General features: G+C 63.7%; 23 protein-coding genes and 1 pseudogene. 15 read left to right on the forward strand and 9 right to left on the reverse strand.

Annotated features, from left to right (window positions below):
* Nucleotides 1–39: 39 nt before the first annotated feature.
* From AB3X86_RS14225 to AB3X86_RS14240, 4 genes are all read right to left on the reverse strand, one after another.
* Nucleotides 40–822, reverse strand: coding sequence for a metal ABC transporter permease (locus AB3X86_RS14225; RefSeq protein ID WP_368596456.1), 783 nt, complete (start codon nucleotides 820–822; stop codon nucleotides 40–42).
* Nucleotides 815–1,801 (reverse strand): ABC transporter ATP-binding protein, encoded by a 987-nt coding sequence (locus tag AB3X86_RS14230; RefSeq protein WP_368596457.1) that lies wholly within the window; start codon nucleotides 1,799–1,801, stop codon nucleotides 815–817. The genes AB3X86_RS14225 and AB3X86_RS14230 overlap by 8 nt, the downstream gene beginning before the upstream one ends.
* On the reverse strand, nucleotides 1,798–2,781 hold the full coding sequence (locus AB3X86_RS14235; RefSeq protein WP_368596458.1) for a metal ABC transporter solute-binding protein: 984 nt from the start codon (nucleotides 2,779–2,781) through the stop codon (nucleotides 1,798–1,800). Before AB3X86_RS14235 ends, AB3X86_RS14230 begins: the two co-directional genes overlap by 4 nt.
* Before the next feature lie 80 nt (nucleotides 2,782–2,861).
* Nucleotides 2,862–3,353, reverse strand: coding sequence for a Fur family transcriptional regulator (locus AB3X86_RS14240; RefSeq protein ID WP_176384408.1), 492 nt, complete (start codon nucleotides 3,351–3,353; stop codon nucleotides 2,862–2,864).
* A 254-nt stretch (nucleotides 3,354–3,607) separates the two neighbouring features.
* Between AB3X86_RS14240 and AB3X86_RS14245 the strand changes: the two genes are divergently transcribed.
* The 6 genes from AB3X86_RS14245 (at nucleotide 3,608) to AB3X86_RS14270 (ending at nucleotide 9,732) form a co-directional block, all read left to right on the forward strand.
* Nucleotides 3,608–4,387: an L-iditol 2-dehydrogenase gene (locus tag AB3X86_RS14245; RefSeq protein WP_176105164.1), complete on the forward strand. Its 780-nt coding sequence runs from the start codon at nucleotides 3,608–3,610 to the stop codon at nucleotides 4,385–4,387.
* A 98-nt stretch (nucleotides 4,388–4,485) separates the two neighbouring features.
* Entirely contained in the window at nucleotides 4,486–5,808 is a 1,323-nt protein-coding gene (locus AB3X86_RS14250; RefSeq protein WP_368596459.1) for a sugar ABC transporter substrate-binding protein, read from the forward strand.
* Between the two features lie 209 nt (nucleotides 5,809–6,017).
* Entirely contained in the window at nucleotides 6,018–6,953 is a 936-nt protein-coding gene (locus tag AB3X86_RS14255; protein ID WP_026229139.1) for a carbohydrate ABC transporter permease, read from the forward strand.
* Complete coding sequence (locus tag AB3X86_RS14260; RefSeq protein ID WP_368596460.1) at nucleotides 6,950–7,825, forward strand: carbohydrate ABC transporter permease; 876 nt, start codon at nucleotides 6,950–6,952, stop codon at nucleotides 7,823–7,825. Before AB3X86_RS14255 ends, AB3X86_RS14260 begins: the two co-directional genes overlap by 4 nt.
* Nucleotides 7,825–8,535: an HAD family hydrolase gene (locus tag AB3X86_RS14265; protein ID WP_368596461.1), complete on the forward strand. Its 711-nt coding sequence runs from the start codon at nucleotides 7,825–7,827 to the stop codon at nucleotides 8,533–8,535. The genes AB3X86_RS14260 and AB3X86_RS14265 overlap by 1 nt, the downstream gene beginning before the upstream one ends.
* Before the next feature lie 87 nt (nucleotides 8,536–8,622).
* Nucleotides 8,623–9,732, forward strand: coding sequence for an ABC transporter ATP-binding protein (locus AB3X86_RS14270; protein WP_368596462.1), 1,110 nt, complete (start codon nucleotides 8,623–8,625; stop codon nucleotides 9,730–9,732).
* Between the two features lie 144 nt (nucleotides 9,733–9,876).
* Here the strand turns inward: AB3X86_RS14270 and AB3X86_RS14275 are convergent, their stop codons facing one another.
* Nucleotides 9,877–10,164 carry a contact-dependent growth inhibition system immunity protein gene (locus AB3X86_RS14275; protein WP_368596463.1) on the reverse strand — a complete coding sequence of 96 codons (288 nt, stop codon included), beginning with the start codon at nucleotides 10,162–10,164 and terminating at the stop codon, nucleotides 9,877–9,879.
* An 11-nt stretch (nucleotides 10,165–10,175) separates the two neighbouring features.
* Nucleotides 10,176–10,722: pseudogene (locus AB3X86_RS14280) on the reverse strand (RNase A-like domain-containing protein).
* Between the two features lie 264 nt (nucleotides 10,723–10,986).
* On the opposite strand from AB3X86_RS14280, the gene AB3X86_RS14285 reads away from it, so the two are divergent.
* Both AB3X86_RS14285 and AB3X86_RS14290 read left to right on the forward strand, forming a co-directional pair.
* On the forward strand, nucleotides 10,987–11,202 hold the full coding sequence (locus AB3X86_RS14285) for a hypothetical protein (protein WP_368596464.1): 216 nt from the start codon (nucleotides 10,987–10,989) through the stop codon (nucleotides 11,200–11,202).
* A gap of 156 nt (nucleotides 11,203–11,358) precedes the next feature.
* Nucleotides 11,359–11,685 carry a contact-dependent growth inhibition system immunity protein gene (locus tag AB3X86_RS14290; protein WP_368596465.1) on the forward strand — a complete coding sequence of 109 codons (327 nt, stop codon included), beginning with the start codon at nucleotides 11,359–11,361 and terminating at the stop codon, nucleotides 11,683–11,685.
* Nucleotides 11,686–11,779: 94 nt separating this feature from the next.
* Here the strand turns inward: AB3X86_RS14290 and AB3X86_RS14295 are convergent, their stop codons facing one another.
* The 3 genes from AB3X86_RS14295 to dalD all read right to left on the reverse strand — a co-directional run bounded on the left by AB3X86_RS14295 (nucleotide 11,780) and on the right by dalD (nucleotide 15,780).
* Entirely contained in the window at nucleotides 11,780–12,727 is a 948-nt protein-coding gene (locus AB3X86_RS14295) for a sugar-binding transcriptional regulator (protein WP_176105172.1), read from the reverse strand.
* A 77-nt stretch (nucleotides 12,728–12,804) separates the two neighbouring features.
* A complete protein-coding gene (gene xylB, locus AB3X86_RS14300) occupies nucleotides 12,805–14,286 on the reverse strand; it encodes a xylulokinase (RefSeq protein WP_368596466.1) in 1,482 nt (493 codons plus the stop codon).
* 81 nt (nucleotides 14,287–14,367) lie between these two features.
* Entirely contained in the window at nucleotides 14,368–15,780 is a 1,413-nt protein-coding gene (dalD, locus tag AB3X86_RS14305; RefSeq protein ID WP_368596467.1) for a D-arabinitol 4-dehydrogenase, read from the reverse strand.
* A gap of 372 nt (nucleotides 15,781–16,152) precedes the next feature.
* On the opposite strand from dalD, the gene AB3X86_RS14310 reads away from it, so the two are divergent.
* From AB3X86_RS14310 to AB3X86_RS14340, 7 genes are all read left to right on the forward strand, one after another.
* Nucleotides 16,153–17,130: an AraC family transcriptional regulator gene (locus tag AB3X86_RS14310; RefSeq protein ID WP_176121731.1), complete on the forward strand. Its 978-nt coding sequence runs from the start codon at nucleotides 16,153–16,155 to the stop codon at nucleotides 17,128–17,130.
* Nucleotides 17,131–17,241: 111 nt separating this feature from the next.
* Entirely contained in the window at nucleotides 17,242–18,195 is a 954-nt protein-coding gene (locus AB3X86_RS14315) for a substrate-binding domain-containing protein (protein ID WP_368596468.1), read from the forward strand.
* 62 nt (nucleotides 18,196–18,257) lie between these two features.
* A complete protein-coding gene (locus AB3X86_RS14320; RefSeq protein ID WP_368596469.1) occupies nucleotides 18,258–19,778 on the forward strand; it encodes a sugar ABC transporter ATP-binding protein in 1,521 nt (506 codons plus the stop codon).
* On the forward strand, nucleotides 19,765–20,772 hold the full coding sequence (locus tag AB3X86_RS14325) for an ABC transporter permease (RefSeq protein WP_368596470.1): 1,008 nt from the start codon (nucleotides 19,765–19,767) through the stop codon (nucleotides 20,770–20,772). Before AB3X86_RS14320 ends, AB3X86_RS14325 begins: the two co-directional genes overlap by 14 nt.
* 37 nt (nucleotides 20,773–20,809) lie before the next feature.
* On the forward strand, nucleotides 20,810–21,898 hold the full coding sequence (locus AB3X86_RS14330; protein ID WP_368596471.1) for an alcohol dehydrogenase catalytic domain-containing protein: 1,089 nt from the start codon (nucleotides 20,810–20,812) through the stop codon (nucleotides 21,896–21,898).
* A gap of 31 nt (nucleotides 21,899–21,929) precedes the next feature.
* Nucleotides 21,930–23,474 (forward strand): FGGY-family carbohydrate kinase, encoded by a 1,545-nt coding sequence (locus AB3X86_RS14335; RefSeq protein ID WP_368596472.1) that lies wholly within the window; start codon nucleotides 21,930–21,932, stop codon nucleotides 23,472–23,474.
* Nucleotides 23,471–24,208, forward strand: coding sequence for an SDR family oxidoreductase (locus AB3X86_RS14340; RefSeq protein ID WP_368596473.1), 738 nt, complete (start codon nucleotides 23,471–23,473; stop codon nucleotides 24,206–24,208). Before AB3X86_RS14335 ends, AB3X86_RS14340 begins: the two co-directional genes overlap by 4 nt.
* The last annotated feature ends 95 nt before the right edge of the window (nucleotides 24,209–24,303 follow it).

Here is a 24,303-nt window from a genome sequence, read left to right on the forward strand (position 1 = left end):
ACGTGCCGCCGTTCTTCATGTGATCGACGAAAGCGCCGCTCAATGCCGCTTCAGCAAACTCCCGCCATACACCGCCGCCGACAGCACGGTGATCCAGAAGCTCGTCGGCCAATCGGTATAGAACGCGAGCGTCAAGCCGAGCCACGCCTGCGCGAGTGCGAAGACGGCCGCGAGCACGAGACCGGTGGACAGCCGCGTGCTCAGGTTCTGCGCGGCGGCGGCCGGGCCCACCATCAGCGTGAACACGAGCAGCACGCCGACGATCTGCGTGCAGGCGGCAACGGCCAGCGCGGCGATCGCGAGAAACAGCACCGACACGCGGCGCAGCGACACGCCCTTCGCTTCGGCCAGCTCCGGCTGCAGCGACGCGAACAGCAGCGGCCGCATGATCGCCGCGAGCGCCACGAGACTCACTACCCCGAGCGCGGCAAGCACCCCGAGCGTCGACGCATTGACGCCGAGCACGTTGCCGAACAGCAGCGCCGTCACCTGTGTCGCATACGCGGTGAAGAAGTGCAGAAACAGCAGCCCGAAGCCGAGCGACAAGGAAAGGATCACGCCGATCGCGACGTCGCGGCCAGCGAGCCGTTCGCCGAGCGCGCCCATGCTGACACCGGCCGCGAGCGTGAAGCCGATCATCCCCCAGATCGGCGAGATGCCGATCAGCACCGCGCCGGTCGCGCCGGTGAAGCCGACATGCGACAGTGCGTGGCCCGCGAAGGTCTGTCCACGCATCACCAGAAAATAGCCGACCACGCCGGCCAGCACCGCGACGATCCCCGACGCCGCGAATGCGTTCACCATGAAATCGTATTCAAACATCGTGCTTGTGTCCGTCGCGTGAGTCGTGCGGGTTCGAGTGAAGGTGTGAGTGGCCGTGTGAATGACCGTGGCCGTGGTCATGCGGGTGGCCGTGCGAATGCGTATGTCCGCCTTCCTCGTCGTGTTCGTGCTCGTGATCGTGCTTCTCGACTTCGACGCCGCCCGACATCACGAAGATGCGGCCCTTCACGCGCATCACGTCGATCGCCGAGCCGTACAGACGCGACAACACCGGCCGCGTGATCACTTCGTCGACGGTGCCGAGCGCCGCGACGCCGCTGCCGAGATACAGCACGCGATCGATCGAGTTCAGCAGCGGATTGAGTTCATGCGCGGAGAACAGCACCGAGATGCCGAGCTCCCGCTGCACGCGCCGCACGAGTTCGACGACGCTCTTCTGATGATGCGGATCGAGACTGATCAACGGCTCATCGAGCAGCAGCAGTTTCGGATTACCGAGCAGGCATTGCGCGAGCAGGAGCCGCTGCCGTTCGCCGCCCGACAACTCCGACAGCGGCCGCTTCGCGAGATTCGTCCCACCGACGAGTTCGAGCACCCGCTCGACGTCCGCGCGCGTTTTCGCATCCGCATGCGGCAAGCCCCAGCGATGACCATCGGCGGCCATCGCGACGAAATCGCGGCCGCGCACACGGCGGCCGGCGAGCGCGCTGCGCGTCTGCGGCATATAGCCGATCGACGCGTTGCCGCGCTCGACCGTCTGCCCGAGCACGCGAATCGCGCCGGCCGCGGCGGGCACGAGGCCGAGTACCGCGCGCATCAGCGTCGTCTTGCCCGCGCCGTTCGGCCCGAGCACACCGATGAACTCGCCCTGGTTCACGTCGAAGCTGGTGTCGCGCAGGATCGTGCGGCCGCCCAGTTCGAGCGTCACGTTGTCGAGTTCGAGCACGGGCGTGTCGCCGCGCGCGGTCGGTGCGCTGGCCGGCGCACCTGCTGGCGTTCGATGGCCAGTCGGAGTCATGGAGTCTGTCCTTTTGCGTTGGTCGCACCGTGCGCGCCGTTTGTATCACCCGCCGCGAGCGCCTTCTGCAGCGCGTCGAGCTGCGTCAGCATCCACGTCTGATAGGTCTTGCCGGCCGGCAGGGTTTCGGTGACGCTCACCGTCGGTACCTTCGATTGTTGCGCGAGCTTCAGCATGCGTTGGGTCAGCGCCTCGGTGGCCTGGCTGTTGTAGATCAGCACGCGCACGCGCCGCTCGCGCAGATCGCGTTCGAACGCGGCGATATCGGCCGCGCTCGCTTCGGTGTCGTTCATCGCGGCGAGCTGGAAGCGCTGGTTGCGCATATTCAGGCCGATCGCGTCCGACATATAGCCGAACACCGGCTCGGTCGCCGTGACCGGCAGGCCCGCATAGCGGCCGTGCAGCTCGGCTACCTTCGCGTCGATCGGCTTCAGCGAATCGAGAAACTTCGCGAGGTTCGCATCGTACGCCGACTTGTGCGCCGGGTCAGTAGCGCTGAGCGCGTCGCTGACCGCGCGCGCGACTTTGGGCATCGTCGCCGGGTCGTACCACAGGTGCGGATTGTCGCCACCTTTTTTGCCCACCAGATCGGCCGCGACGATCACGGTGTGCTGCGCGCCTTTCGACGCGGCCAGCAGCTTCGCCATCCACGGATCGTAGTCGGCGCCGCTGTAGACGATGAGACTCGCGTGCTGCAACGCGCGCGCGGTGGCCGGGCTCGCTTCGAACAGATGCGGGTCCTGGTCCGGGTTGCTGAGGATGCTGGTCACGTCGACACGATCGCCGCCGAGTTGCCGCACCACATCGCCATAAAAATTCTCCGCGGCGACGACCGAAATCTTCGCGTCGGCGGCGAACGCGCCATGGCCGAAGCCGAGCGCCGCGAGCGCGAGCAGACACGTGCGCAGATGGGTGCGTACAGACATCGAACCCTTCAGCGCGCGCTGCGCTCGGGAGAACATCAAGCGGATCGTTTTCATCGTTGTTTCCTGCTGCTTGAGAGTTTGAATGAGTTACTCGGGGTGGCAAGGCCAAATACAGCGCGGCGCCGCGCGTCTGATTACGACGAAGCGCCCGCTGCGCCGCCGCCAGGCTTCGCGGCTCGCGCACATAGCCCGCACAGGCCGCTCAACTCGATCACCTGGCGATGCACCTCGAAGCCATGCGCGGGCGCGCTGTGCGACAGGCGGTCGGCGAGTTCGTCGCCGGGAATCTCGACGGTCGCGCCGCAGCCGTCGCACATCAGGAACTGGCTGCGATGGGGCACGCCGATTTCGCAGCAAGCGACGAACGCGTTCTTCGATTCGATCCGATGCACGAAGCCATGCGCGACGAGGAAGTCGAGCGCGCGGTAGACGGTGGTCGGCGGCATGCGACCGCGCTCGGGCGCGAGCGCGTCGAGCAACTCGTACGCGCCGACCGGCCGCTCGCTTGCGACGATCGCCGCGTACACCTGGCGACGCAGCGGCGTCAGCGCGAGCCCCTGCGCCGCGGCGTGCGCATCCGCATGCGCGAGGCGCATGGCGTGCTGTTCGGCGAGCGAGGTAGTCATCGGCGTGAATCTCCTGGCGTGACGCCCCGAGGCGGGCGACGAGGTCGAAATGATATAACGTATCGCGATTTTTTGTCAGCAGCGCGCATCTTCGCGGACTGGAAGCCTGCCGCGCTGCACCATCGAAATTCGTCCGCGTGCCTTGACATGGCCCGGCCCGTATCCGATCATTCGATCACTAGCCGAGCAATTGATCGCGCGATGAGCGTTCGCTCACTACGCGCCAGGATGTAAAAACCAACCGGAGACAGGCAGTGGCACGATTGCAGGATAAGGTCGCCATTCTGACGGGCGCGGCCAGCGGTATCGGTGAAGCGGTGGCCCTGCGCTATCTCGACGAAGGCGCGCGCTGCGTGCTGGTCGACGTGAAGCCGACCGACAGCATCGGCGGCGCGCTGCGCGGCACCTACGGCGAGCGCGTGTTGAGCGTCAGTGCCGACGTGCGGCGCCGCGAGGACATCGAGCGCATCGTCACGAGCACGCTCGGCTGCTTCGGCCAGATCGACATCCTTTTCAATAACGCGGCGCTGTTCGACATGCGCCCGCTCCTCGACGAATCCTGGGACGTGTTCGACCGCCTGTTCGCGGTCAACGTGAAGGGCATGTTCTTCCTGATGCAGGCGGTCGCGCGGCAGATGGTCGAGCAGGGCCGCGGCGGCAAGATCATCAACATGTCGTCGCAGGCCGGCCGGCGCGGCGAGGCGCTCGTGTCGCACTACTGCGCGACCAAGGCGGCGGTGTTGAGCTATACGCAGTCCGCGGCGCTCGCGCTCGCGCCGCATAAGATCAATGTAAACGGCATCGCGCCGGGCGTCGTCGATACGCCGATGTGGAACGAGGTCGACGCGCTGTTCGCACGCTACGAGAACCGGCCGCTCGGCGAGAAGAAGCGCCTCGTCGGCGAGGCCGTGCCGCTCGGCCGCATGGGCGTGCCCGACGACCTGACCGGCGCCGCGCTGTTCCTCGCGTCTGCCGATGCCGACTACATCACCGCGCAGACGCTGAACGTCGACGGCGGCAACTGGATGAGCTGAACGAAGAGCAGGGAGCGGGGCACGTTGGCTGCTCGGAGCGGCGCGTCATTCCGTCAAACGAACGCAGCATCACATAACGTATGAGAAAGGAGACAACCATGAAACCAGCTTTCAAATTCGCGCTGAAGGCGGCCGGTGCCGGCGCGGCCACCTGCTTCGCGATGAGCGCATCGGCGGCGACGGTGACGATCGCGACACTGAACAATCCGGACATGATCGAGCTGAAGAAGCTGTCGCCCGCGTTCGAAAAAGCGAATCCGGACATCAAGCTGAACTGGGTGATCCTCGAAGAAAACGTGCTGCGTCAGCGCGCGACGACCGACATCACGACCGGCAGCGGCCAGTTCGACGTGATGACGATCGGCGCGTACGAAACGCCGCAATGGGGCAAGCGCGGCTGGCTCGCGCCGATCACGAACCTGCCCGCGAACTACGACCTGAACGACGTCGTCAAGACGGCCCGCGACGGCCTGTCCGCGAACGGCCAGCTGTACGCGCTGCCGTTCTACGTCGAAAGCTCGATGACCTATTACCGCAAGGATCTGTTCGACAAAGCCGGCCTGAAGATGCCCGACCAGCCGACCTATGACCAGATCGCGCAATTCGCCGACAAGCTCACCGACAAGTCCAAGGAGCAATACGGCATCTGCCTGCGCGGCAAGGCGGGCTGGGGCGAGAACATGGCGTACGGCACGACGGTCGTGAACACGTTCGGCGGCCGCTGGTTCGACGACAAGTGGAACGCGCAGCTGACCTCGCCGGAATGGAAGAAGGCGATGACGTTCTATGTCGATCTGCTGAAGAAGGACGGCCCTCCGGGAGCGAGCTCGAACGGCTTCAACGAAAACCTGACGCTGATGTCGTCCGGCAAGTGCGCGATGTGGATCGACGCGACGGTCGCGGCCGGCATGCTATACAACAAGCAGCAGTCGCAGATCGCCGACAAGGTCGGCTTCGCCGCGGCGCCGGTCGCGGTCACGCCGAAGGGCTCGCACTGGCTGTGGGCGTGGGCGCTGGCGATTCCGAAGTCGTCGAAGCAGCAAGATGCGGCGAAGAAGTTCATCGAGTGGGCGACCTCGAAGGATTACATCGAAATGGTCGCGAAGGACGAAGGCTGGGCCTCGGTGCCCCCGGGCACGCGCCAGTCCACCTATGCGCGCCCCGAGTACAAGCAGGCTGCGCCGTTCGGCGACTTCGTGCTGAAGGCGATCCAGACCGCCGACCCGGATCATCCGACCTTGAAGCCGGTCCCCTACACCGGTGTGCAGTTTGTCGGGATTCCCGAGTTCCAGTCGTTCGGCACGGTGGTCGGGCAGAGCGTTTCCGGCGCGATCGCTGGTCAGATGACGGTCGATCAGGCGCTCGCGGCCGGCAACGCGGCCGCGGACCGCGCGGTCAAGCAGGCGGGTTATCAGAAATAACTGCGCAGAAATAACTGCGCAGATGTAACTGCGCTGCTGTAACCCGGCAGGCCCGCCGCATCGACCGATGCGGCTCATGAAGCAGGGCGGCCGTTGGTCTGCGCCGTAAGCGATGCGGCGCGTGCCGTGCGTCATACAGCACGGCACGCCGCGTCGCACACACGCGGCTCGGGCGAACGCTCCGCGCATTACCGAACAGGTGGTCCATCATGCGTCCTTTGCGCCTACCTTTGATGCACGCCCATCCCCAGACAGAAAAAGAACGCGAGGAGCGTAAGGCCAATTCGGCCCGCTGGCTCGTGGCGCCGTCGGTCAGCGTTCTCGTGCTGTGGATGGTCATTCCGCTCGCGATGACGATCTGGTTCTCGTTCTCGCACTACAACCTGCTGAATCCCGATCTGCGCGGTTTCGCCGGTTTCGACAACTACCGCTATCTCGCGACCGATCCGTCGTTCGGCCCGTCGATCGCGCACACGATCGAGCTGATCGTGTGGGTGCTCGTGATCACCGTGGTCGGCGGGGTGCTGATGGCGATCCTGTTCGATCGCAAGTTCTACGGGCAGGGCATCGCGCGCCTGCTCGCGATCGGGCCGTTCTTCGTGATGCCGACGGTCAGCGCGCTGATCTGGAAGAACATGATCCTGCACCCGGTGTATGGCCTCGTCGCGCAGGGCATGCGCGCGCTCGGCATGCAGCCGATCGACTGGTTCGCCGACTATCCGCTGACCGCGGTGATCATGATCGTCGCGTGGCAGTGGCTGCCGTTCGCGTTCCTGATCCTGTTCACGGCGATCCAGTCGCTCGACCAGGAGCAGAAGGAAGCCGCGAAGATCGACGGTGCGGGTCCGTTCTCGATGTTCTTCTACATCACACTGCCGCATCTGAGACGCGCGATCGCGGTCGTCGTGATGATGGAGACGATTTTCCTGCTGTCGATCTTCGCCGAGATCTACACGACCACCGGCGGCGGCCCAGGCAACGCGACCACCACGCTGTCGTACCTGATCTTCTCGCTCGGCCTGCAACAGTTCGACGTCGGTCTCGCATCGGCGGGCGGTATTCTCGCGGTCGTGCTGGCCAACATCGTGTCGTTCTTCCTCGTGCGGATGCTCGCGAAGAACCTGAAAGGGGAGTACGAAAAATGAGCCACGTTGCCTCTACTGCTGCATCGACGACCCAACCCGTCGCGTTGCCGACCAAATCGCCATTCGACACGATTCGCCGCGGCATTCCCGGCGTGATCGCATGGCTCGTCGCGCTGCTGCTGTTCTTCCCGATCTTCTGGATGACGATCACCGCGTTCAAGACCGAGCAGCAGGCCTACGCGTCGTCGCTGTTTTTCATGCCGACGCTCGACAGCTTTCGCGAAGTGTTCGCGCGCAGCAACTACTTCGCGTTCGCGTGGAACTCGGTGCTGATCTCGGTCGGCGTCACGCTGCTGTGCCTGATCCTCGCGGTGCCGTGCGCGTACGCGATGGCGTTCTTCCCGACGCACCGCACGCAGAAGGTGCTGCTGTGGATGCTGTCGACGAAGATGATGCCGTCGGTCGGCGTGCTGGTGCCGATCTATCTGCTGTGGAAAAACAGCGGCCTGCTCGATACGGTGTCGGGTCTGATCATCGTCTACACGCTGATCAATCTGCCAATCGCGGTCTGGATGGCGTTCACGTACTTCGCCGAAATACCGCGCGACATTCTTGAAGCCGGGCGCATCGACGGCGCGGCGACATGGCAGGAGATCGTCTATCTGCTGATGCCGATGGCGCTGCCCGGACTCGCGTCGACCGCGCTGCTGCTCGTGATTCTCGCGTGGAACGAGGCGTTCTGGAGCATCAACCTGTCGAGCTCGAACGCCGCGCCGCTGACCGTGTTCATCGCATCGTATTCGAGTCCTGAAGGATTGTTCTGGGCGAAGTTGTCGGCCGCTTCGTTGCTGGCGGTCGCACCGATCCTGATCGTCGGCTGGCTGTCGCAGAAGCAATTGGTGCGCGGCCTCACGTTCGGGGCGGTCAAGTGATGGCGGACCCGACGGCGGGTCCGGGCGTCGCGCGATATGCGTTGATCTGCGATTGCGACGGCGTGCTGATCGACAGCGAAGCGGTGGCCGCGCGCATGCTGGTGCGGGAACTCGAGGCGCGCTGGCCCGGTGTCGACGTCGAGCCGGTCGTGCTGCCGCTGCTGGGGCTGCGCATCGAGCGCGTGCTGCAGGACACCGCGACGCAGCTCGGCCAGCAGCTCGGCGCCGACGATATAGACGCAATCCGCCGCGCGGTCGAAGCGGCGGCGATCGATGCGCCCGCGGTCGACGGCATCGAGATGGCGCTGACCCAGGTGCCGCTCGTCAAGGGCTGCGCGAGCAATAGCTTCCGGCCGTACGTCGAGACGGTGCTGGCGCGCACGGGCCTGAAGCGGTTCTTCGGCGAGCGGCTGTTCTGCGCCGACGCGGTGCCGAATCCGAAGCCCGCGCCGGACGTGTATCTGGCGGCGGCGCAAGGCTTCGGGCTCGCGCCTGCCTCGTGCCTCGTCGTCGAGGACAGCGTGACGGGTGTCACGGCGGCGGCCACGGCGGGCATGGCGGTGCTGGGGTTTATCGGCGGCGGTCATGCGAGCAATGCGCAGATCGAGCGTCTGCACGCGGCGGGCGCGCGTCATGTGTTCGACGATATGCGGCAGTTGCCCGACCTCGTCGCGCAATGGACACTGTCCGCGACGACCGCGGCACCATGAGCGCGCGGATGTATGCGACACGACACGGCACCAGGTAGCAGCAGGAAGTAACGAGCAGCATCGAACAGCATTACACGGAGACACATCATGGCAAGCGTAACCTTGCGCAACATCAGAAAGGCCTACGACGACAACGAAGTGATGCGCGACATCAATCTCGACATCGCCGATGGCGAGTTCGTCGTGTTCGTCGGGCCGAGCGGTTGCGGCAAATCGACCCTGATGCGGATGATCGCGGGCCTCGAGGACATCACGGGCGGCGATCTGAACATCGACGCCGTGCGCATGAACGACGTGCCGCCGGCCAAGCGCGGCATCGCGATGGTGTTCCAGTCGTACGCGCTGTATCCGCACATGACGCTGTACGACAACATGGCGTTCGGCCTGAAGCTCGCCGGCGCGAAGAAGCCGGAGATCGACGCGGCCGTACGCAACGCGGCGAAGATTCTGCATATCGACCATCTGCTCGATCGCAAGCCCAAGCAGTTGTCGGGCGGACAGCGGCAGCGCGTCGCGATCGGCCGCGCGATCACGCGCAAGCCGAAGGTGTTCCTGTTCGACGAGCCGCTATCGAATCTCGACGCCGCGTTGCGCGTGAAGATGCGCCTCGAGTTCGCGCGCCTGCACGACGAGCTGAAGACGACGATGATCTACGTGACGCACGACCAGGTCGAGGCGATGACTTTGGCCGACAAGATCGTGGTGTTGTCGGCGGGCAATCTGGAGCAGGTCGGCAGCCCAACGATGCTGTATCACGCGCCCGCGAACCGTTTCGTCGCAGGTTTCATCGGTTCGCCGAAGATGAACTTCATGGAAGGCATTGTGCAGTCGGTGTCGCGCGACGGTGTCGCGGTGCGTTACGCGACCGGCGAGACGCAGCGGGTGTCGGTCGAGCCCGGCGCGGCCAAGCAGGGCGACAAGGTGACGGTCGGCATTCGCCCCGAGCACCTGCACGTCAGCACGACCGAGGACGGTATCGAGGCACGCACGATGACGGTCGAATCGCTCGGCGATGCCGCGTACCTGTACGCGGAGTCGAGCGTCGCGCCGGACGGTTTGATCGCGCGGATTCCGCCGCTCGAACGTCATGCGAAGGGCAACACGCAGAAGCTCGGCGCGACTCCGGAGCATTGCCATCTGTTCGATAGCGACGGGAAGGCGTTCCAGCGCAAGATTGTTGAGGTGTTGGCGGCGTGATCGGGCGATGACGCATTGCGGAAACAGACGGTGCACTCAAGGCGCTGTCTATCGAGGGTGTTGGGCGCTTTGGATTGCCGATGTGAAATAAAAGCAGGGAAAACCTCCGGACGGCGGGAGCCGTCCGGTTCGGGGAAAGCGACGCTATTCGCTCATGAGACGCTTAAGCTCATTAAGAAAAGACTCGGTGGTATGTCCCCACAGCGTCGGATCAAAGCCCGCTCCATAGCTTCTTTCAAACGCACAATCCAGATCGGCCGAGTGCTCATCCATGAACGAATTGATTTCATGAATCAAATTCGAATAAGTGTGGGGGCTGTCCTTTTTGTAACAAGCCACGATTTCGGCAATGGTTTCGCCAAAAAGGTCAAAGTCCTGACCAAAATATACGTGAAATATGCGGTGCATCGCGGGGTAGCGTTCGGGCGACATCGTTTTTCCCTTCAGTCAATATAAGCGGTAAGCACGTAATATGGCATGCCATTATAGGGTTCGTACTTTAAAAAGACTGTCACTCTGTTCATTTTCGTCAGCTTTCCTGTTGCCCTCGATATCCCGTATCCAACGTCACCCGCGACGTGCTTAATCAGCGTAAGAGTAATATCTCGCGTCGGATTCTGCGCCCACGCGCGGAGTCTAATTGCGTTTGAAGACATAACTTCCGATATAGCCAATTCCGCAGTTCCGCGGTTTATGAACGATGACACGACTTTCCGCTGCGGTTCATTTATCGGTCTTTCCCGCAACTGCGCTTCAGTCCTTCCGACATGTTTCAAAAGCGTCGGCTTTGCTCGCCATCGTCGGATCTGGCAAAGCGCACAGCACACCCGCGCCGACCATTTCCAGCACGCCGCCGACGACCTGTAACCCGCCCCAAAGCCGGTTGGAAAGCATCTCCGATTGACTGATCGACTGGCGAGATAGCACGGCCGCGAGTTGCGGAGCACTCAGTACAACCTTCACTCCTTCGGCGTTATCGGCACCGGGCATATCGAAACCCTCTGATGTTTTTGTGGGGCTCCAATGCTGACTTGCTGACCGCCTCCCAAGATTGGGACAACTCCGAATTTTCCGTAGTCGGATGCGCGGTGCCTGTTTTGCGTGAAGCGGTCAGCGATAGCAGCTTTGGCGGCCCGGTATTGGCCGCCGAACAGCGCCTTCTCTCCGAATCATCCCTCGCCCATAGACGGACCGTGAATCCACGGGTTATCTTTCTCACCGCTTATTTGGAATGTTTAATTGAGGGAAGTGAAAATGAGTTTAATCACCGATATCCTCGCGGCGAGAGGCCCAACGATGGTCAGAATTTCCGATGTACTGGACTATTCAGATGACCTGTCCTTGGTGCTGTCCAAATTTGGCCTGACGCCTGACGAGAAGATGCTTATGCCCCAGGATAGAGCCGGGGCCATTGCTATTCTTACGAATCTGCTATGGAAAGAACAGAGGCTTATGATTGTCAGCGCATGAACAGGGGTAAAGCGGAAGAGCTTGCTGAAAGAATAATTTCTGAAAATGAATCAAAACACAGTAGGTATTTTTCAAACAAGGAATCGCCATTGTCGAATTCATGGAATGATCTTACGGACTCGACATTTGACTCGGGTATTATTATAAGTAGTGGAGATGGTCAATATTTCTGTATCTGGTTTGAAGATGAAGATTGATTTGACGCCTTCAGATAAATCATGGAAAACCACTCAACTTATCCAGAGCTCAGTCATTTTCTTCGGAGCCTACCCCAATCAAGATTACGAACTTTCAGGAGACAAAATCGCTGAGGTCGTTGAATGCTACAAACAGGGAACGCCTGTGGACGCGCATGAAAGGATGTTGTCTGAGATAGGGCGATTCAAGCGCGAGCACCCTGACCCGGACAGGGCATTTGAGGAGACTTACGGGCAGGACTTTTCGCCAGACCTGTGGGGGTGCACGGCCGCCTCATTTTTTTGACGAGTTGACGAGGCTCCTGAGCGAGTAAGCTTCCGACCGCGCCATCTTGCGGCGCGTCTACAACGATCGCCCGCCTTCTTCTGCGGGCGTTTTTTCACGCCTCCAACGCCGCCCGCGCACACAACTCATCCGTCACGAGCCCCGACAACCACCCACCCTTGAGCACCGCGATCAACGCCTCACGCTTGCGCTGCCCGCCCGCAAACCCGATGGTCGGCCGGCGCGGCGGCGCGTCGAGAGCGATGCTCGTCACGCGCCGGCCGGTCGGCGACTCGACGTGCGCGCCGGCCGCATCGATCGGCAGGCCCAGCATTTCGGCGACCGCGCCGTTGTGCATCAGCTCCTTCACCTCGCCTTCCGTGATGAAGCCGTCCTCGTGCAACGGACAGGTCATGCCGATGTTGCCGATGCCGACGAACGCGACGTCGGCCTGCGCGGACAGCGACTCGACGATCCGATAAAGACGGTGATTGCACCACTGCGCGCGCTCGGCCTCGCTGTCGGCGAGCAGCGGCGCGGGCAGCAGAAAATGCTTGCCACCAGTCTTTTCAGAAATGTGCAGCGCGACGTCGTAGCGGTTCGAGGAGCCGTCCTGCGCGATCGCGCCGACCATCGATACCAACCGGTGCTGCGGACGGTCCAGCTGCGCGATCTGATCGACCGCGGCCTTCAGCGTGCGGCCACTGCTGACCGCGACGACCATCGGCTTTTCCGCGGTCAGATAACGCTCCATCACCTGTGCGCCGGCCACCGCGAGCTTGCGGTCGAGTTCCTCGGGTGTATCGCCGTCGATCGGCACGACCTCGCACATGCTGAGGCCGTAGCGTTTCGACAGCTGATCGGCGAGCGACAGACAATCGGCGAGCTTGTGATCGACCCGCACGCGGATCAGGTTCTTTTCGACCGCGAATGCGACGAGCCGCTGCGCGACCGGCCGCGACACCTGCAGCTTCTCGGCGATTTCGTTCTGGGTGTTGCCCGCGACGTAGTAAAGCCACGCGGCGCGCGTGGCGAGATCGAGTTTTTCTGTGGACCTGGGCACGATGAGATTTCGCTTGAAGTGTGCCGATGATAGCGGCCGGCGGCGCGTCTGTCGCGCAGGCCGGCCGCGGATGACGCTCAGGCGAGCGGGGCGCGGGCAGGATCGAACAGCGGCCGTACGTGGCGATACAGCGCGCGATACGCTTCGAGGCGCGTGCGCAATTCCGCGTGGCGGCGCGGATTCGGCGTGAACTCCTTTTCGACGGGCGGCTTGGTCAGCACGGTGGCTGGCTCGCCACCTGCGGCGAGCCAGCCGAGACGCGCCGCGCCGAGCGCCGCGCCGGTTTCGCCGCCGCCATGTTTGACGGTGACGGTATCGAGCGCATCGGCGAGCAACTGGGCCCAGTAATCGCTGCGTGCGCCGCCGCCGAGCAGCGACAGCACTTTCGCTTCGGTGCCGGCCGCGCGCAGCGCGTCGAGGCCGTCGGTCAGCGCGAGCGTCACGCCTTCGAGCACCGCATAGCCGAGCAGCGCGCGGTCGGTGGCGTGAGTCATGCCGAAGAATACGCCTTGCGCGTAGGGGTCGTTGTGCGGCGTGCGCTCGCCCGACAGATACGGCAAGAAGAGCGGCGCTGTGGTCAACGCCTCGGCGGGCAGCGCCTCGATTTCGGCGAGCAGCGTCGGCTCGTCCGTCGACGTGAGCTTGCAGACCCAGCGCAAACAACTCGCCGCCGACAGCACCACGCTCATCTGATGCCAGCGGTCCGGGATCGCATGACAGAACGCGTGCACGGCGGAAGCCGGGTTCGGCCGGAAGCTGTCGCCGACCACGCACAGCACGCCCGACGTACCCAACGACACGAAGCCGTCGCCCGGCTGCGTCGCGCCGATGCCGATCGCGCTGGTCGCATTGTCGCCGCCGCCGGCCGCGACGATCACGTCGTCGCGCAGGCCGAATTCGCGCGCGAGTTCCGGCAGCAGCGTGCCGGCCGGCGCGCTGCCTTCACGAAGCGCAGGCATCTGCGCGCGCGTCATGTTGCAGGCAGCGAGCAGCGAATCGGACCAGTCGCGTTTCGCGACGTCGAGCCACAATGTGCCGGCCGCGTCCGACGGATCGGACACCTTGCCGCCCGTCAGTTGCAGGCGCAGATAGTCTTTCGGCAGCAGCACGCAGGCAGTCCTGGCGAAAATCTCCGGTTCGTGACGCGCGACCCACAGCAGCTTCGGCGCGGTGAAACCGGGCATCGCCAGATTGCCGGCGACGCTGTGCAGATCCGGCGCGCGTTCGGTCAGCTCCGCGCATTCCTTGTCGCTGCGCATGTCGTTCCACAGGATCGCGGGCCGCAGCACACGATTCTCCGCGTCGAGCAGCACCGCGCCGTGCATCTGCCCCGACAGGCCGATGCCGCGAATCTGCGCGAACTCGTCGGGATGACGCGCGCGCAACGCGGCCAGCGCGCTGCGCGTGCCCGCCCACCAGTCTTCCGGATTCTGCTCGGCCCAGCGCTGGTGTGGACGCGAAACGGTGAACGGCGAGCCTGCGGTGCCGATCACGCGGCCATCGGAGGCGAGCAGCAGAACTTTCACTTCGGACGTGCCGAGGTCGATGCCTAGGTACATGGGAGCGAAACCTTCGTCGTTGGAGATGCGCTACTTTATCCGCACATCGCGCGCGCTGTCATGCGCATTAAGCCTGGCTCGTCAAGCCGCGCCGCGTTTCGCGAGCCAAGCGTCGACACGCGCAAGCGCGCCCGCGAGCGCCGCTTCGAGCTCGGGCGTCTGCGCCATGCCGCCCCACAGCAGCCGGTCGGCCGCGTATGCGCGCAGCGGATCGGGCGCCGAGAAAAAGCCGTGCGCGACGCGCTCGTCCATCACGCCGTCCTGATACGCGTAGGGCAGCTTGCCCGTGTGCCAGCGCTCCAGAAAGCGGAATAACAACGCGGGCAGCACCGCGGTCGCCGCCGGCGTGACGCCACGCTCGAAGCATTCGGCGAGTGTCGGCGCGATGAAGCCGGGCAGCTTCGAGAAGCCATCGGCGGCGACGCGCTGATTCGTATCGAGAATATGCGGATTGCTGAAGCGCTCGAGCACGACGTCGCGATAGCGTTCGAGATCGAGCGGGCTCGGTGTCAGACACGGGATCACGTCCTCGGTCACGTAGTCGTATGCGAACTGGCGGATGTCGGCGTCGAGCGTGCCTTCGTGGATGTAGTTCAGGCCGACCAGCGTGCCCGCCCACGCGATGCAGCTATGCGTCGCGTTGAGGATGCGGATCTTCGCTTCTTCGTACGGCAGCACCGAATCGACGAGTTCCGCGCCGACCTTCTCCCAGGCCGGCCGTCCCGCGATGAAGCGGTCTTCGATCACCCACTGGATGAACGCTTCGCCCATCACCGGGCTCGCGTCGTCGACGCCGGTCGCGGCCTTCACGCGCTCGCGCACGTCGGGCGTCGGACGCGGCGTGATGCGATCGACCATCGAGCACGGGCACGAGGTGTTGTCGTCGAACCATTGCGCCAGTTCGTTCGCGCCGCGTCGTTCGAGAAACTCGCTCATGCCCGCATGAAAGCGCTCGCCGTTGCTGCGTAGGTTGTCGCAGGTCTGGAGCGTGACCGGTCCAGCGCCGCGTTTCACGCGCGCGCCGAGAATCGCCGCGAGTGCGCCATAGATCGTCTTGTGGTCGCCTGCGAGGTCGGCGGCGAGATCGGGATTCGCGATGTCGAGCCGGTCGTGTTCGTCGAGGTAATAACCGCCTTCGGTCACGGTGAACGCGATGATCTTGCAGGCCGGATCGGCACCCGCTTCGATCAACCCATCGAGGCTTTCGCTCCACGGCAGCACGCGCTCGATCGAGCGGATCGTCTCGTAGGCGCGCTGGCCTTGCGGCGTGACCGTTTCGAGCGTGTAGACGCCGTTCTGTGCAGCGAGCGCTTCGAGCACCGGGTTCATGTCGCCGCGAATATTGCCGACGGTCAGCGACCAGTGCGGCTCGCTGGCCGCGCTCGCTTCGTTCAGCCGATGCAGATACCACGCCTGATGCGCGCGATGAAACGAACCCGCGCCGATGTGCAGGATCACGTGTGCGGCCGCGCCGCTGCCTTGCCCGCTGTTCATGTCGTGTCTCCGGAAACTACGGCGCTCGTGGCGCGCGTTTTGTGCGTGCAGAGCATTTGCTCTGGATGTGAGCGAATGATCGTACCCGGCGAAACGAAAGTCAAGGCAACCGGGCGGGGTTTTGATGGCGCAGCGCGGCATGCTGGATGCGCGGGCGGCAGCGAGCAGGGTCCGAGGCCGGAACACGCGCTGCGCCCCTCATATTGCATTGCGTCAAATTTGACCTCGCGCGCGTCCGCATTAACCCCAGTGCAAAAAAGTATCGGTGCGCGGTTTCTTTTTAAGTGGTCGCCAACGCGTTTGGCGGTTACTTTTCGCTTTACAAGATCAAGATCGGCGGCGCCTCACCGTGCCGCTCCATGGAGGCAGACAGTGCAACCTGATCTCGAAATCGTGGCCGTACGCCACGACGAGTCGTTCAAAGTGTGGTCGCATGGCTATCCGTATCGCACGGTGCGCTGGCACTTTCATCCGGAGTACGAGATCCATCTGATCGTCGCGACGACTGGCAAGATGTTCGTCGGCGATCACATCGGCAGCTTCGCGCCCGGCAATCTCGTGCTGATGGGGCCGAACCTGCCGCACAACTGGGTCAGCGACGTGCCCGAAGGCGAGAGCGTCGCGCAGCGCAATCTGGTCGTGCAGTTCGGCCAGGAGTTCGTGTCGAACTGTCTTGAGAGTTTTCCGGAGTGGCGTCAGGTCGAGGCGATGCTTGCCGATGCGCGTCGCGGCCTGTCGTTCGGTCACGAGACCTCGGCGCAAATCAAGCCACTCTTTCTCGAACTGCTCGGGGCGCGCGGACTGCGCCGGCTCGTGCTGTTCATGTCGATGCTCGAGATCCTGATGAACGCGCCGGATCGCGACACGCTCGCGAGTCCCGCATATCAGGCCGATCCGACCAGTTTCGCGGCGACCCGCATCAATCATGTGCTCGCGTATATCGGCAAAAACCTCTCGAACGAATTGCGCGAGTCGGAGCTTGCTCAACTCGCCGGCCAGAGCGTCAGCGCGTTTTCGCGTTATTTCCGCCGCCATACCGGGCTGCCTTTCGTGCAGTACGTGAATCGCATGCGCATCAATCTCGCGTGCCAGTTGCTGACCGACGGCGAACTGAGCGTGACCGACATCTGCTTCAAGGCGGGCTTCAACAACCTGTCGAATTTCAACCGGCAGTTTCTGGCCATGAAGGGCATGGCGCCATCGACGTTCCGCCGTTATCAGCAGCTGAACGATGCGAGCCGCGATGCTTCCGAGCAAGCGGCCGCGCATGGCAGGGGCATCGACAACGCGCCGGCGATCGTGCTCGCGCCGGGCTTGCCGCGTAGCGGCGTCGCGTATCCGGTCACATAGTGCCCGCCCGGTAGTCCGCTGTTTTAGTCAACTCGCGTTTCAACACGCATCGATCGCGCTGTGCGCCCACAGCGCGAGGGGGCGTGCTCACTTCAAAAAATGGAGACAACCATGAAGCCGTCTACTCTTTCGCTCAATTCTTCGACGATGTTCGCGCGCCGCATCTGCGCGCTCGCGTTCGCTTTGTCGCTCGTCGCCGTGTCGGCTGCGCAGACCGCGCAGGCCGCGCCGCTGAAAATCGGCATGACGTTTCAGGAGCTGAACAACCCGTACTTCGTGACGATGCAAAAAGCGCTGAACGACGCGGCCGCGTCGACCGGCGCGACCGTCGTCGTCACCGACGCGCATCACGACGTCAGCAAGCAGGTCAGCGACGTCGAGGACATGCTGCAAAAGAAGATCGACATCCTGCTCGTCAATCCGACCGACTCGACCGGCATCCAGTCGGCGGTCACGTCGGCGAAGAAGGCGGGCGTCGTCGTGGTCGCGGTCGATGCGAACGCGAACGGCCCGGTCGATTCGTTCGTCGGCTCGAAGAACTACGACGCGGGCGTGATGGCTTGCGACTACCTCGCGAAGTCGATCGGCGGCAGCGGCGAAGTGGCGATTCTCGACGGCATTCCGGTCGTGCCGATTCTCGAACGCGTGCGCGGCTGCAAGGCGGCGCTCGCGAAGTCGCCGGGGGTGAAGCTCGTCGATACGCAGAACGGCAAGCAGGAACGCGCGACCGCGCTGTCCGTCACCGAGAACATGATCCAGGCGCATCCGAATCTGAAGGGCGTGTTCAGCGTGAACGACGGCGGTTCGATGGGTGCGCTGTCGGCGATCGAATCGTCGGGCAAGGACATCAAGCTGACGAGCGTCGATGGTGCGCCTGAGGCGATCGCCGCGATTCAGAAGCCGGATTCGAAATTCGTCGAGACGTCGGCGCAGTTCCCGGCCGACCAGGTGCGCATCGCGCTCGGCATCGCGCTTGCGAAGAAGTGGGGCGCCAATGTGCCGAAAGCGATTCCGGTCGACGTGAGAATGATCGACAAGAGCAACGCGAAGGGCTTCAGCTGGTAACGCAAGCGCAGGCCGCCGCGCGTGGCGATCATGCGCGGCGGTGCGCGGCAAAGGAACACGCGATGGATACGCTTCTGAAGCTCGACAACATCAGCAAGAGCTTTCCCGGTGTGAAGGCGCTGCAAGGCATTCACCTGGAGATCGCGCGTGGCGAGATTCACGCGCTGCTCGGCGAGAACGGCGCGGGCAAATCGACGCTAATGAAAATTCTGTGCGGCATCTATCAGCCGGACGAAGGCACGATCACGCTCGAAGGCGAGCCACGCCACTTCGCGAACTATCACGACGCGGTGGCCGCTGGCGTCGGTATCGTGTTTCAGGAGTTCAGCCTGATTCCGTATCTGAACGCGGTGGAGAACATGTTTCTCGGCCGTGAAATGCGCAACCGCTTCGGCCTGCTCGAACGCGCCAGAATGCGCCGCGCGGCGGCCGCGATTTTTCAGCGGCTTGGCGTTGCGATCGATCTGTCGGTGCCGATCAGGGAACTCTCCGTTGCGCAGCAGCAGTTCGTCGAAATCGGCAAGGCGTTGTCGCTCGATGCTCGCGTGCTGATTCTCGACGAACCGACCGCGACGCTGACGCCGGCGGAAGCCGCGCATCTGTTCACTATCATGCGCGAGCTGAAGCAGCAGGGCGTCGCGATGATCTTTATCTCGCACCACCTCGAAGAGATCTTCGAGGTGTGCGACCGCATCACGGTGCTGCGCGACGGCCAGTACGTCGGCAAGACCGAGGTCGCGCAATCCGACGTGAGCCGGCTCGTGCAGATGATGGTGGGACGCCGCATCGAAAGCAGCTTTCCGCCGAAGCCGGCGCCGCGCGCCGATGCGAAGATCGTGCTCGACGTCGTGCGCTTGCAGTTGTTCAAAGACAGCCCCGAGTTGAGCTTCACGCTGCGCGAAGGAGAGATTCTCGGTTTCGCGGGACTCGTCGGTTCGGGTCGCACCGAGACCGCGCTCGCGGTGATCGGCGCGGAGCGCGCGTATGTGAAGGAGATTCGCGTGAACGGCACCGCCGCGAAGCTCGCCGATCCAGCCGATGCGCTGCGCGCGGGCGTCGGCATTCTGCCCGAGAGCCGCAAGACCGAAGGGCTCATTACCGACTTCTCGATCAAGCAGAACATCTCGATCAACAACCTCGGCAAGTACCGGTCGCTGCGTTTCTTCATCGACCAGCGCAGCGAGGCGCGCGCGACCGCCGACATCATGAAGCGCGTGGGCGTGAAGGCGCCGACGATGCACACCGAAGTCGCGACGCTGTCGGGCGGCAATCAGCAGAAGGTCGTGATCGCGCGCTGGCTCAATCACCACACCAACATCCTGATCTTCGACGAACCAACTCGCGGCATCGACGTCGGCGCGAAGGCCGAAATCTACCTGCTGATGCGCGAACTGACCGCGCGCGGCTACTCGATCATCATGATCTCGTCCGAGCTGCAGGAGATCGTCGGCATGTGCGACCGTGTCGCCGTGTTCCGGCAGGGCCGCATCGAAGCGCTGCTCGAAGGCGACGCGATCGAATCGAACGCCGTGATGACCTATGCGACCGCCGGTTCGCTTGGAGCTTCTCATGAACATGCCTAATCCTTCCTCTTCGCCGAAAACATCGAGCGTCAGCAGCGACACGCCGGGCGCGCCGGTGCGCTTCACCTGGGCCGCGCTGAAACGCTCGACGCTGTTCTATCCGTTCATCGGCCTCTTGGTCGTCTGCATCGTGATGGTGTTCGCGAGCGATAGCTTTCTGTCGGCCGCAAACATCGAGAACGTGCTGCGCCAGGTGTCGATCAACGCGATCATCGCGGTCGGCATGACCTGCGTGATCCTGACGGGCGGCATCGATCTGTCGGTCGGCTCGGTGATGGCGCTCGCGGGCACGCTGTCGGCCGGGCTGATGGTCGCGGGCATGAACGGGGTGGGGGCGCTCGCGATCGGCCTCGCGGTCGGTCTCGGCTTCGGCGCGGCCAACGGCTTTTTCGTCGCGTTCGCCGGCATGCCGCCGATCATCGTCACGCTCGCGACGATGGGTATCGCGCGCGGCCTCGCGCTGATCTACACCGGCGGCTACCCGATCGACGGTCTGCCCGACTGGGTCAGCTTCTTCGGCAGCGGCAAGATTCTCGGCATCCAGGCGCCGGTCGTAATCATGGCGGTGATCTATGTGATCGCATGGGTGCTGCTCGAACGGATGCCGTTCGGCCGCTACGTGTACGCGATCGGCGGCAACGAGCAGGCGACGCGCTTGTCCGGCGTGCGTGTCGCGCGCGTGAAGCTGATCGTCTACACGATCGCCGGCTTGACGTCCGCGTTCGCCGCGATCGTGCTGACCGCGCGTCTGATGAGCGGCCAGCCGAACGCGGGCGTTGGCTTCGAACTCGACGCAATCGCCGCCGTCGTGATGGGCGGCACGTCGATCTCCGGTGGACGCGGCTCGATCATCGGCACGCTGATCGGCGCGCTGTTACTCGGTGTGCTGAATAACGGCCTGAACATGGTCGGCGTCAATCCATACGTGCAGAACGTGATCAAGGGCGGAATTATTCTGCTCGCGATCTATATCAGTCGCGACCGCAGAAAGTAACGCTCACTTCCCCACATCTTTTTTGCAGGACCATGCAATGACGACTCCATCCGACCAGCAGAACATGACCGCCATCGTCTGTCATGCACCGAAAGACTATCGCGTCGAGCAGGTGCAGAAGCCACGCGCCCGCGCGCACGAACTGGTGATCCGCATCGCCGCGTGCGGCATCTGCGCGAGCGACTGCAAATGCCATTCGGGCGCGAAGATGTTCTGGGGCGGCCCGAGCCCGTGGGTCAAGGCGCCGGTGATTCCGGGCCACGAGTTCTTTGGCTATGTCGAGGAACTGGGCGAGGGCGCGGCCGAGCATTTCGGCGTGCAAAAAGGCGAGCGCGTGATCGCCGAGCAGATCGTGCCGTGCGGCAAGTGCCGCTACTGCAAATCAGGCCAGTACTGGATGTGCGAAGTGCACAACATCTTCGGCTTTCAGCGCGAGGTCGCGGACGGCGGCTTGGCGGAGTACATGCGGATTCCGCCGACCGCGATCGTCCACAAGATTCCCGACGGCATCTCGCTCGAAGACGCCGCGATCATCGAGCCGCTCGCGTGCGCGATTCACACGGTCAATCGCGGCGATCTGCAACTCGACGACGTCGTCGTGATCGCGGGCGCGGGGCCGCTCGGTCTGATGATGACGCAGGTCGCGCATCTGAAGACGCCGAAGAAGCTCGTCGTGATCGATCTCGTCGAAGAACGGCTCGCACTCGCGAGCGAATACGGCGCGGACGTGACGATCAATCCTCAGAAGGACGATGCGCTCGCGATCATTCGTTCGCTGACTGACGGCTACGGTTGCGACGTCTATATTGAAACGACGGGCGCGCCGATCGGCGTGAACCAGGGGATGGACCTGATCCGCAAGCTCGGGCGCTTCGTCGAGTTCTCGGTGTTCGGCGCGGATACGACGCTCGACTGGTCGGTGATCGGCGATCGCAAGGAACTCGACGTGCGCGGCGCGCACCTTGGACCTTATTGCTATCCGATCGCGATCGATCTGCTCGCGCGTGGACTTGTCACGTCGAAGGGCATCGTCACGCACGGCTTTTCGTTGGAAGAATGGGACGAAGCGATCGGGATCGCGAATTCGCTCGACTCGATCAAGGTACTGATGAAGCCGCGCGCATGAATCTCGTGTGCGGCGTTTCAACGGAGACACTATGAACTACGTCATCGGCGTCGATATCGGCACGCAGAGCACGAAGGCGTTGCTGGTCGACGAGTACGGGGCGATCGTCGCGCAGCATGCGTCGAGCTATCAACCCGATACGCCGAAGCCGTTGTGGGCCGAGCAGTGGCCCGCGGTATGGCTGAAGGCCGTGGTCGAATGCGTGGCCGCGTGCGTCGGCGAGGCGAAGGCGGCCGGTATCGCGCCGGGTGCGATCAAGGCGCTGTGCGTGAGCAGCCTGTACGGCGGCTCGGGCATCCCGGTCGACAACGACATGCGGCCGCTCGCGCCGTGCCTGATCTGGATGGACCGGCGCGCGACCGCGCAGGTGGACTGGGTGCGCGAGAACGTCGATCTCGAACGGCTCCATACGATCACCGGTAATGGGGTAGACAGCTACTACGGCTACACGAAGATGCTGTGGCTGCGCGAGAACGAGCCGGACGTATGGGCGCATACGCGCTACTTCCTGCCGCCGAACGCGTACGTGATCTACATGCTGACCGGCGAGGTCGCCGTCGATCACAGTTCGGCCGGCAATATCGGCGGCGTCTACGATATTGCGCGGCGCGACTGGTCGGACGAAGCGCTCGACATGCTCGGCATTCCCGCGACGATGATGCCGGAGCGGCTCGTCGAATCGTCGGAGGTGGTGGGCGGCTTGTTGTCGCAATGGACCGCGCAGCTTGGGCTCGATGCAGGCACGGCGATCGTCGCGGGCGGCGTCGATGCGGCGATGGCGACGTTCGCGGCCGGTGTCACGCGCGCCGGGCAGCACGTCGCGATGATCGGCACCAGCATGTGCTGGGGCTATATCAACCAGCGTGTCGACGCACGCCACGGTTTGGTCAGCATGCCGCACGTTTTCAACGGGCAGCACGATATCTACGTATTCGGCGGCGCGATTACGGCGGGCGCGTCGGTCAGCTGGTATCGCGAGCAGTTCTGTCACGCGGAGATCGAGGCCGCGCGCGCGACACCGCATGGCGATCCGCATCGGCTGCTCGAAGAAGCGGCCGCGCAAGTGCCGGCCGGCGCCGACGGCGTGCTGTTCCTGCCGTATCTGATGGGCGAGCGAAGTCCGGTGTGGGATGCGAGGGCGAGCGGCGCGTTCGTCGGATTGTCGCTGTTTCATACGCGTGCGCATCTGTATCGCGCGGTGCTCGAAGGGGTGTCGTTCGCGCTGAAACACAACATCGAGGCGGGGCGCAAAGGCGCGCAATCGCTCGACGACAAGCTGATCGTGGTGGGCGGCGCCGCGCATTCGGACCTGTGGATGCAGATCATCGCCGATGTCACCGGCTATCCGGTCTACACGATCGAGCAAGATGTAGAAGCCGCGATGGGCGCGGCGTTGCTCGCCGCGCTCGGCGTCGGCCTCGTGTCGCGCGAAGCGGCGCAAGGCGGCTGGGTCACGCTGATCGAGCGCGCGCAGCCCGACGCACGGCGCATGGCGTTATACGAGCAGCTTTTTGGCGTGTACGTGGATCTCTATCCGGCGTTGAAGCCGGTCATGCATCGCTTGCAATCATCATGAACGCTAATTTCGATTTTTCCGGACGCTCGATCCTGGTGACGGGCGCCTCCAGCGGCATCGGCCGCGCGACGGTCGAGGCGCTGTGCGCGAGCGGCGCATCGGTCGTCGCGGCCGCGCGCAACGTGAACGAGCTCGCGCGGCTCGCCGAGGAAACCGGCTGCGAGCCGTTGAAGCTCGACGTCAGCGACGAAGCCGCAATCGACGAAGCATTCGCGTCGCTCGAACCGTTCGACGGGCTCGTCAATTGCGCGGGCATCGCGTTGCTCGAACGCGCGGTGGATACCACGGCCGCGAGCTTCGATCGCGTGATGGCGGTGAATACGCGCGGCGCGGTGCTGGTCGCGAAGCACGTCGCGCGTGGCATGCTCGACGCGGGGCGCGCGGGCAGCATCGTCAACGTTTCGAGTCAGGCGGCGCTCGTCGCGCTCGACGATCATCTGAGCTATTCGGCGTCGAAGGCGGCGCTCGATGCGGTCACGCGCGCGTTGTGCATCGAGCTGGGGCCGCACGGGATTCGCGTGAATAGCGTGAACCCGACAATCACGCTGACGCCGATGGCGGTGCTGGCCTGGAGCGATCCCGTCAAACGCGATCCTGCGTTGCAGGCGATTCCGCTCAGGCGCTTTGCTGAATCCGCCGAGGTCGCGGCGCCGATTCTGTTTCTGTTGAGCGATGCAGCGGCGATGGTTAGCGGGGTGTGTTTGCCGATTGATGGTGGTTATACCGCGCGCTAGGGGGTGTCAAGCGCCGTCGGTTGCCTGGTGAAATGAAAGTAGACGGAAGCCCCGCCAGACGGCGGGGCCCTCCGGCGGGCGGAAGTGCAGGCTAC

This window comes from Paraburkholderia sp. BR14374 (assembly GCF_040948685.1).
GTDB classification, from domain to species: Bacteria; Pseudomonadota; Gammaproteobacteria; order Burkholderiales; family Burkholderiaceae; genus Paraburkholderia; species Paraburkholderia youngii.

What these genes read in the sequence shown, in the direction of transcription:
- dalD (WP_368596467.1), bottom strand. Translation starts at nt 15,780, where the DNA reads ATGAACAGCGGGCAAGGCAGCGGCGCGGCCGCACACGTGATCCTGCAC.
- AB3X86_RS14260 (WP_368596460.1), top strand. Translation starts at nt 6,950, where the DNA reads ATGAGCCACGTTGCCTCTACTGCTGCATCGACGACCCAACCCGTCGCG.
- AB3X86_RS14225 (WP_368596456.1), bottom strand. Translation starts at nt 822, where the DNA reads ATGTTTGAATACGATTTCATGGTGAACGCATTCGCGGCGTCGGGGATC.
- AB3X86_RS14320 (WP_368596469.1), top strand. Translation starts at nt 18,258, where the DNA reads ATGGATACGCTTCTGAAGCTCGACAACATCAGCAAGAGCTTTCCCGGT.
- AB3X86_RS14270 (WP_368596462.1), top strand. Translation starts at nt 8,623, where the DNA reads ATGGCAAGCGTAACCTTGCGCAACATCAGAAAGGCCTACGACGACAAC.
- AB3X86_RS14250 (WP_368596459.1), top strand. Translation starts at nt 4,486, where the DNA reads ATGAAACCAGCTTTCAAATTCGCGCTGAAGGCGGCCGGTGCCGGCGCG.
- AB3X86_RS14230 (WP_368596457.1), bottom strand. Translation starts at nt 1,801, where the DNA reads ATGACTCCGACTGGCCATCGAACGCCAGCAGGTGCGCCGGCCAGCGCA.
- AB3X86_RS14330 (WP_368596471.1), top strand. Translation starts at nt 20,810, where the DNA reads ATGACGACTCCATCCGACCAGCAGAACATGACCGCCATCGTCTGTCAT.
- AB3X86_RS14325 (WP_368596470.1), top strand. Translation starts at nt 19,765, where the DNA reads ATGAACATGCCTAATCCTTCCTCTTCGCCGAAAACATCGAGCGTCAGC.
- AB3X86_RS14275 (WP_368596463.1), bottom strand. Translation starts at nt 10,164, where the DNA reads ATGTCGCCCGAACGCTACCCCGCGATGCACCGCATATTTCACGTATAT.
- AB3X86_RS14240 (WP_176384408.1), bottom strand. Translation starts at nt 3,353, where the DNA reads ATGACTACCTCGCTCGCCGAACAGCACGCCATGCGCCTCGCGCATGCG.
- AB3X86_RS14340 (WP_368596473.1), top strand. Translation starts at nt 23,471, where the DNA reads ATGAACGCTAATTTCGATTTTTCCGGACGCTCGATCCTGGTGACGGGC.
- AB3X86_RS14285 (WP_368596464.1), top strand. Translation starts at nt 10,987, where the DNA reads ATGAGTTTAATCACCGATATCCTCGCGGCGAGAGGCCCAACGATGGTC.
- AB3X86_RS14290 (WP_368596465.1), top strand. Translation starts at nt 11,359, where the DNA reads ATGGTCAATATTTCTGTATCTGGTTTGAAGATGAAGATTGATTTGACG.
- AB3X86_RS14255 (WP_026229139.1), top strand. Translation starts at nt 6,018, where the DNA reads ATGCGTCCTTTGCGCCTACCTTTGATGCACGCCCATCCCCAGACAGAA.
- AB3X86_RS14315 (WP_368596468.1), top strand. Translation starts at nt 17,242, where the DNA reads ATGAAGCCGTCTACTCTTTCGCTCAATTCTTCGACGATGTTCGCGCGC.
- xylB (WP_368596466.1), bottom strand. Translation starts at nt 14,286, where the DNA reads ATGTACCTAGGCATCGACCTCGGCACGTCCGAAGTGAAAGTTCTGCTG.
- AB3X86_RS14265 (WP_368596461.1), top strand. Translation starts at nt 7,825, where the DNA reads ATGGCGGACCCGACGGCGGGTCCGGGCGTCGCGCGATATGCGTTGATC.
- AB3X86_RS14335 (WP_368596472.1), top strand. Translation starts at nt 21,930, where the DNA reads ATGAACTACGTCATCGGCGTCGATATCGGCACGCAGAGCACGAAGGCG.
- AB3X86_RS14235 (WP_368596458.1), bottom strand. Translation starts at nt 2,781, where the DNA reads ATGAAAACGATCCGCTTGATGTTCTCCCGAGCGCAGCGCGCGCTGAAG.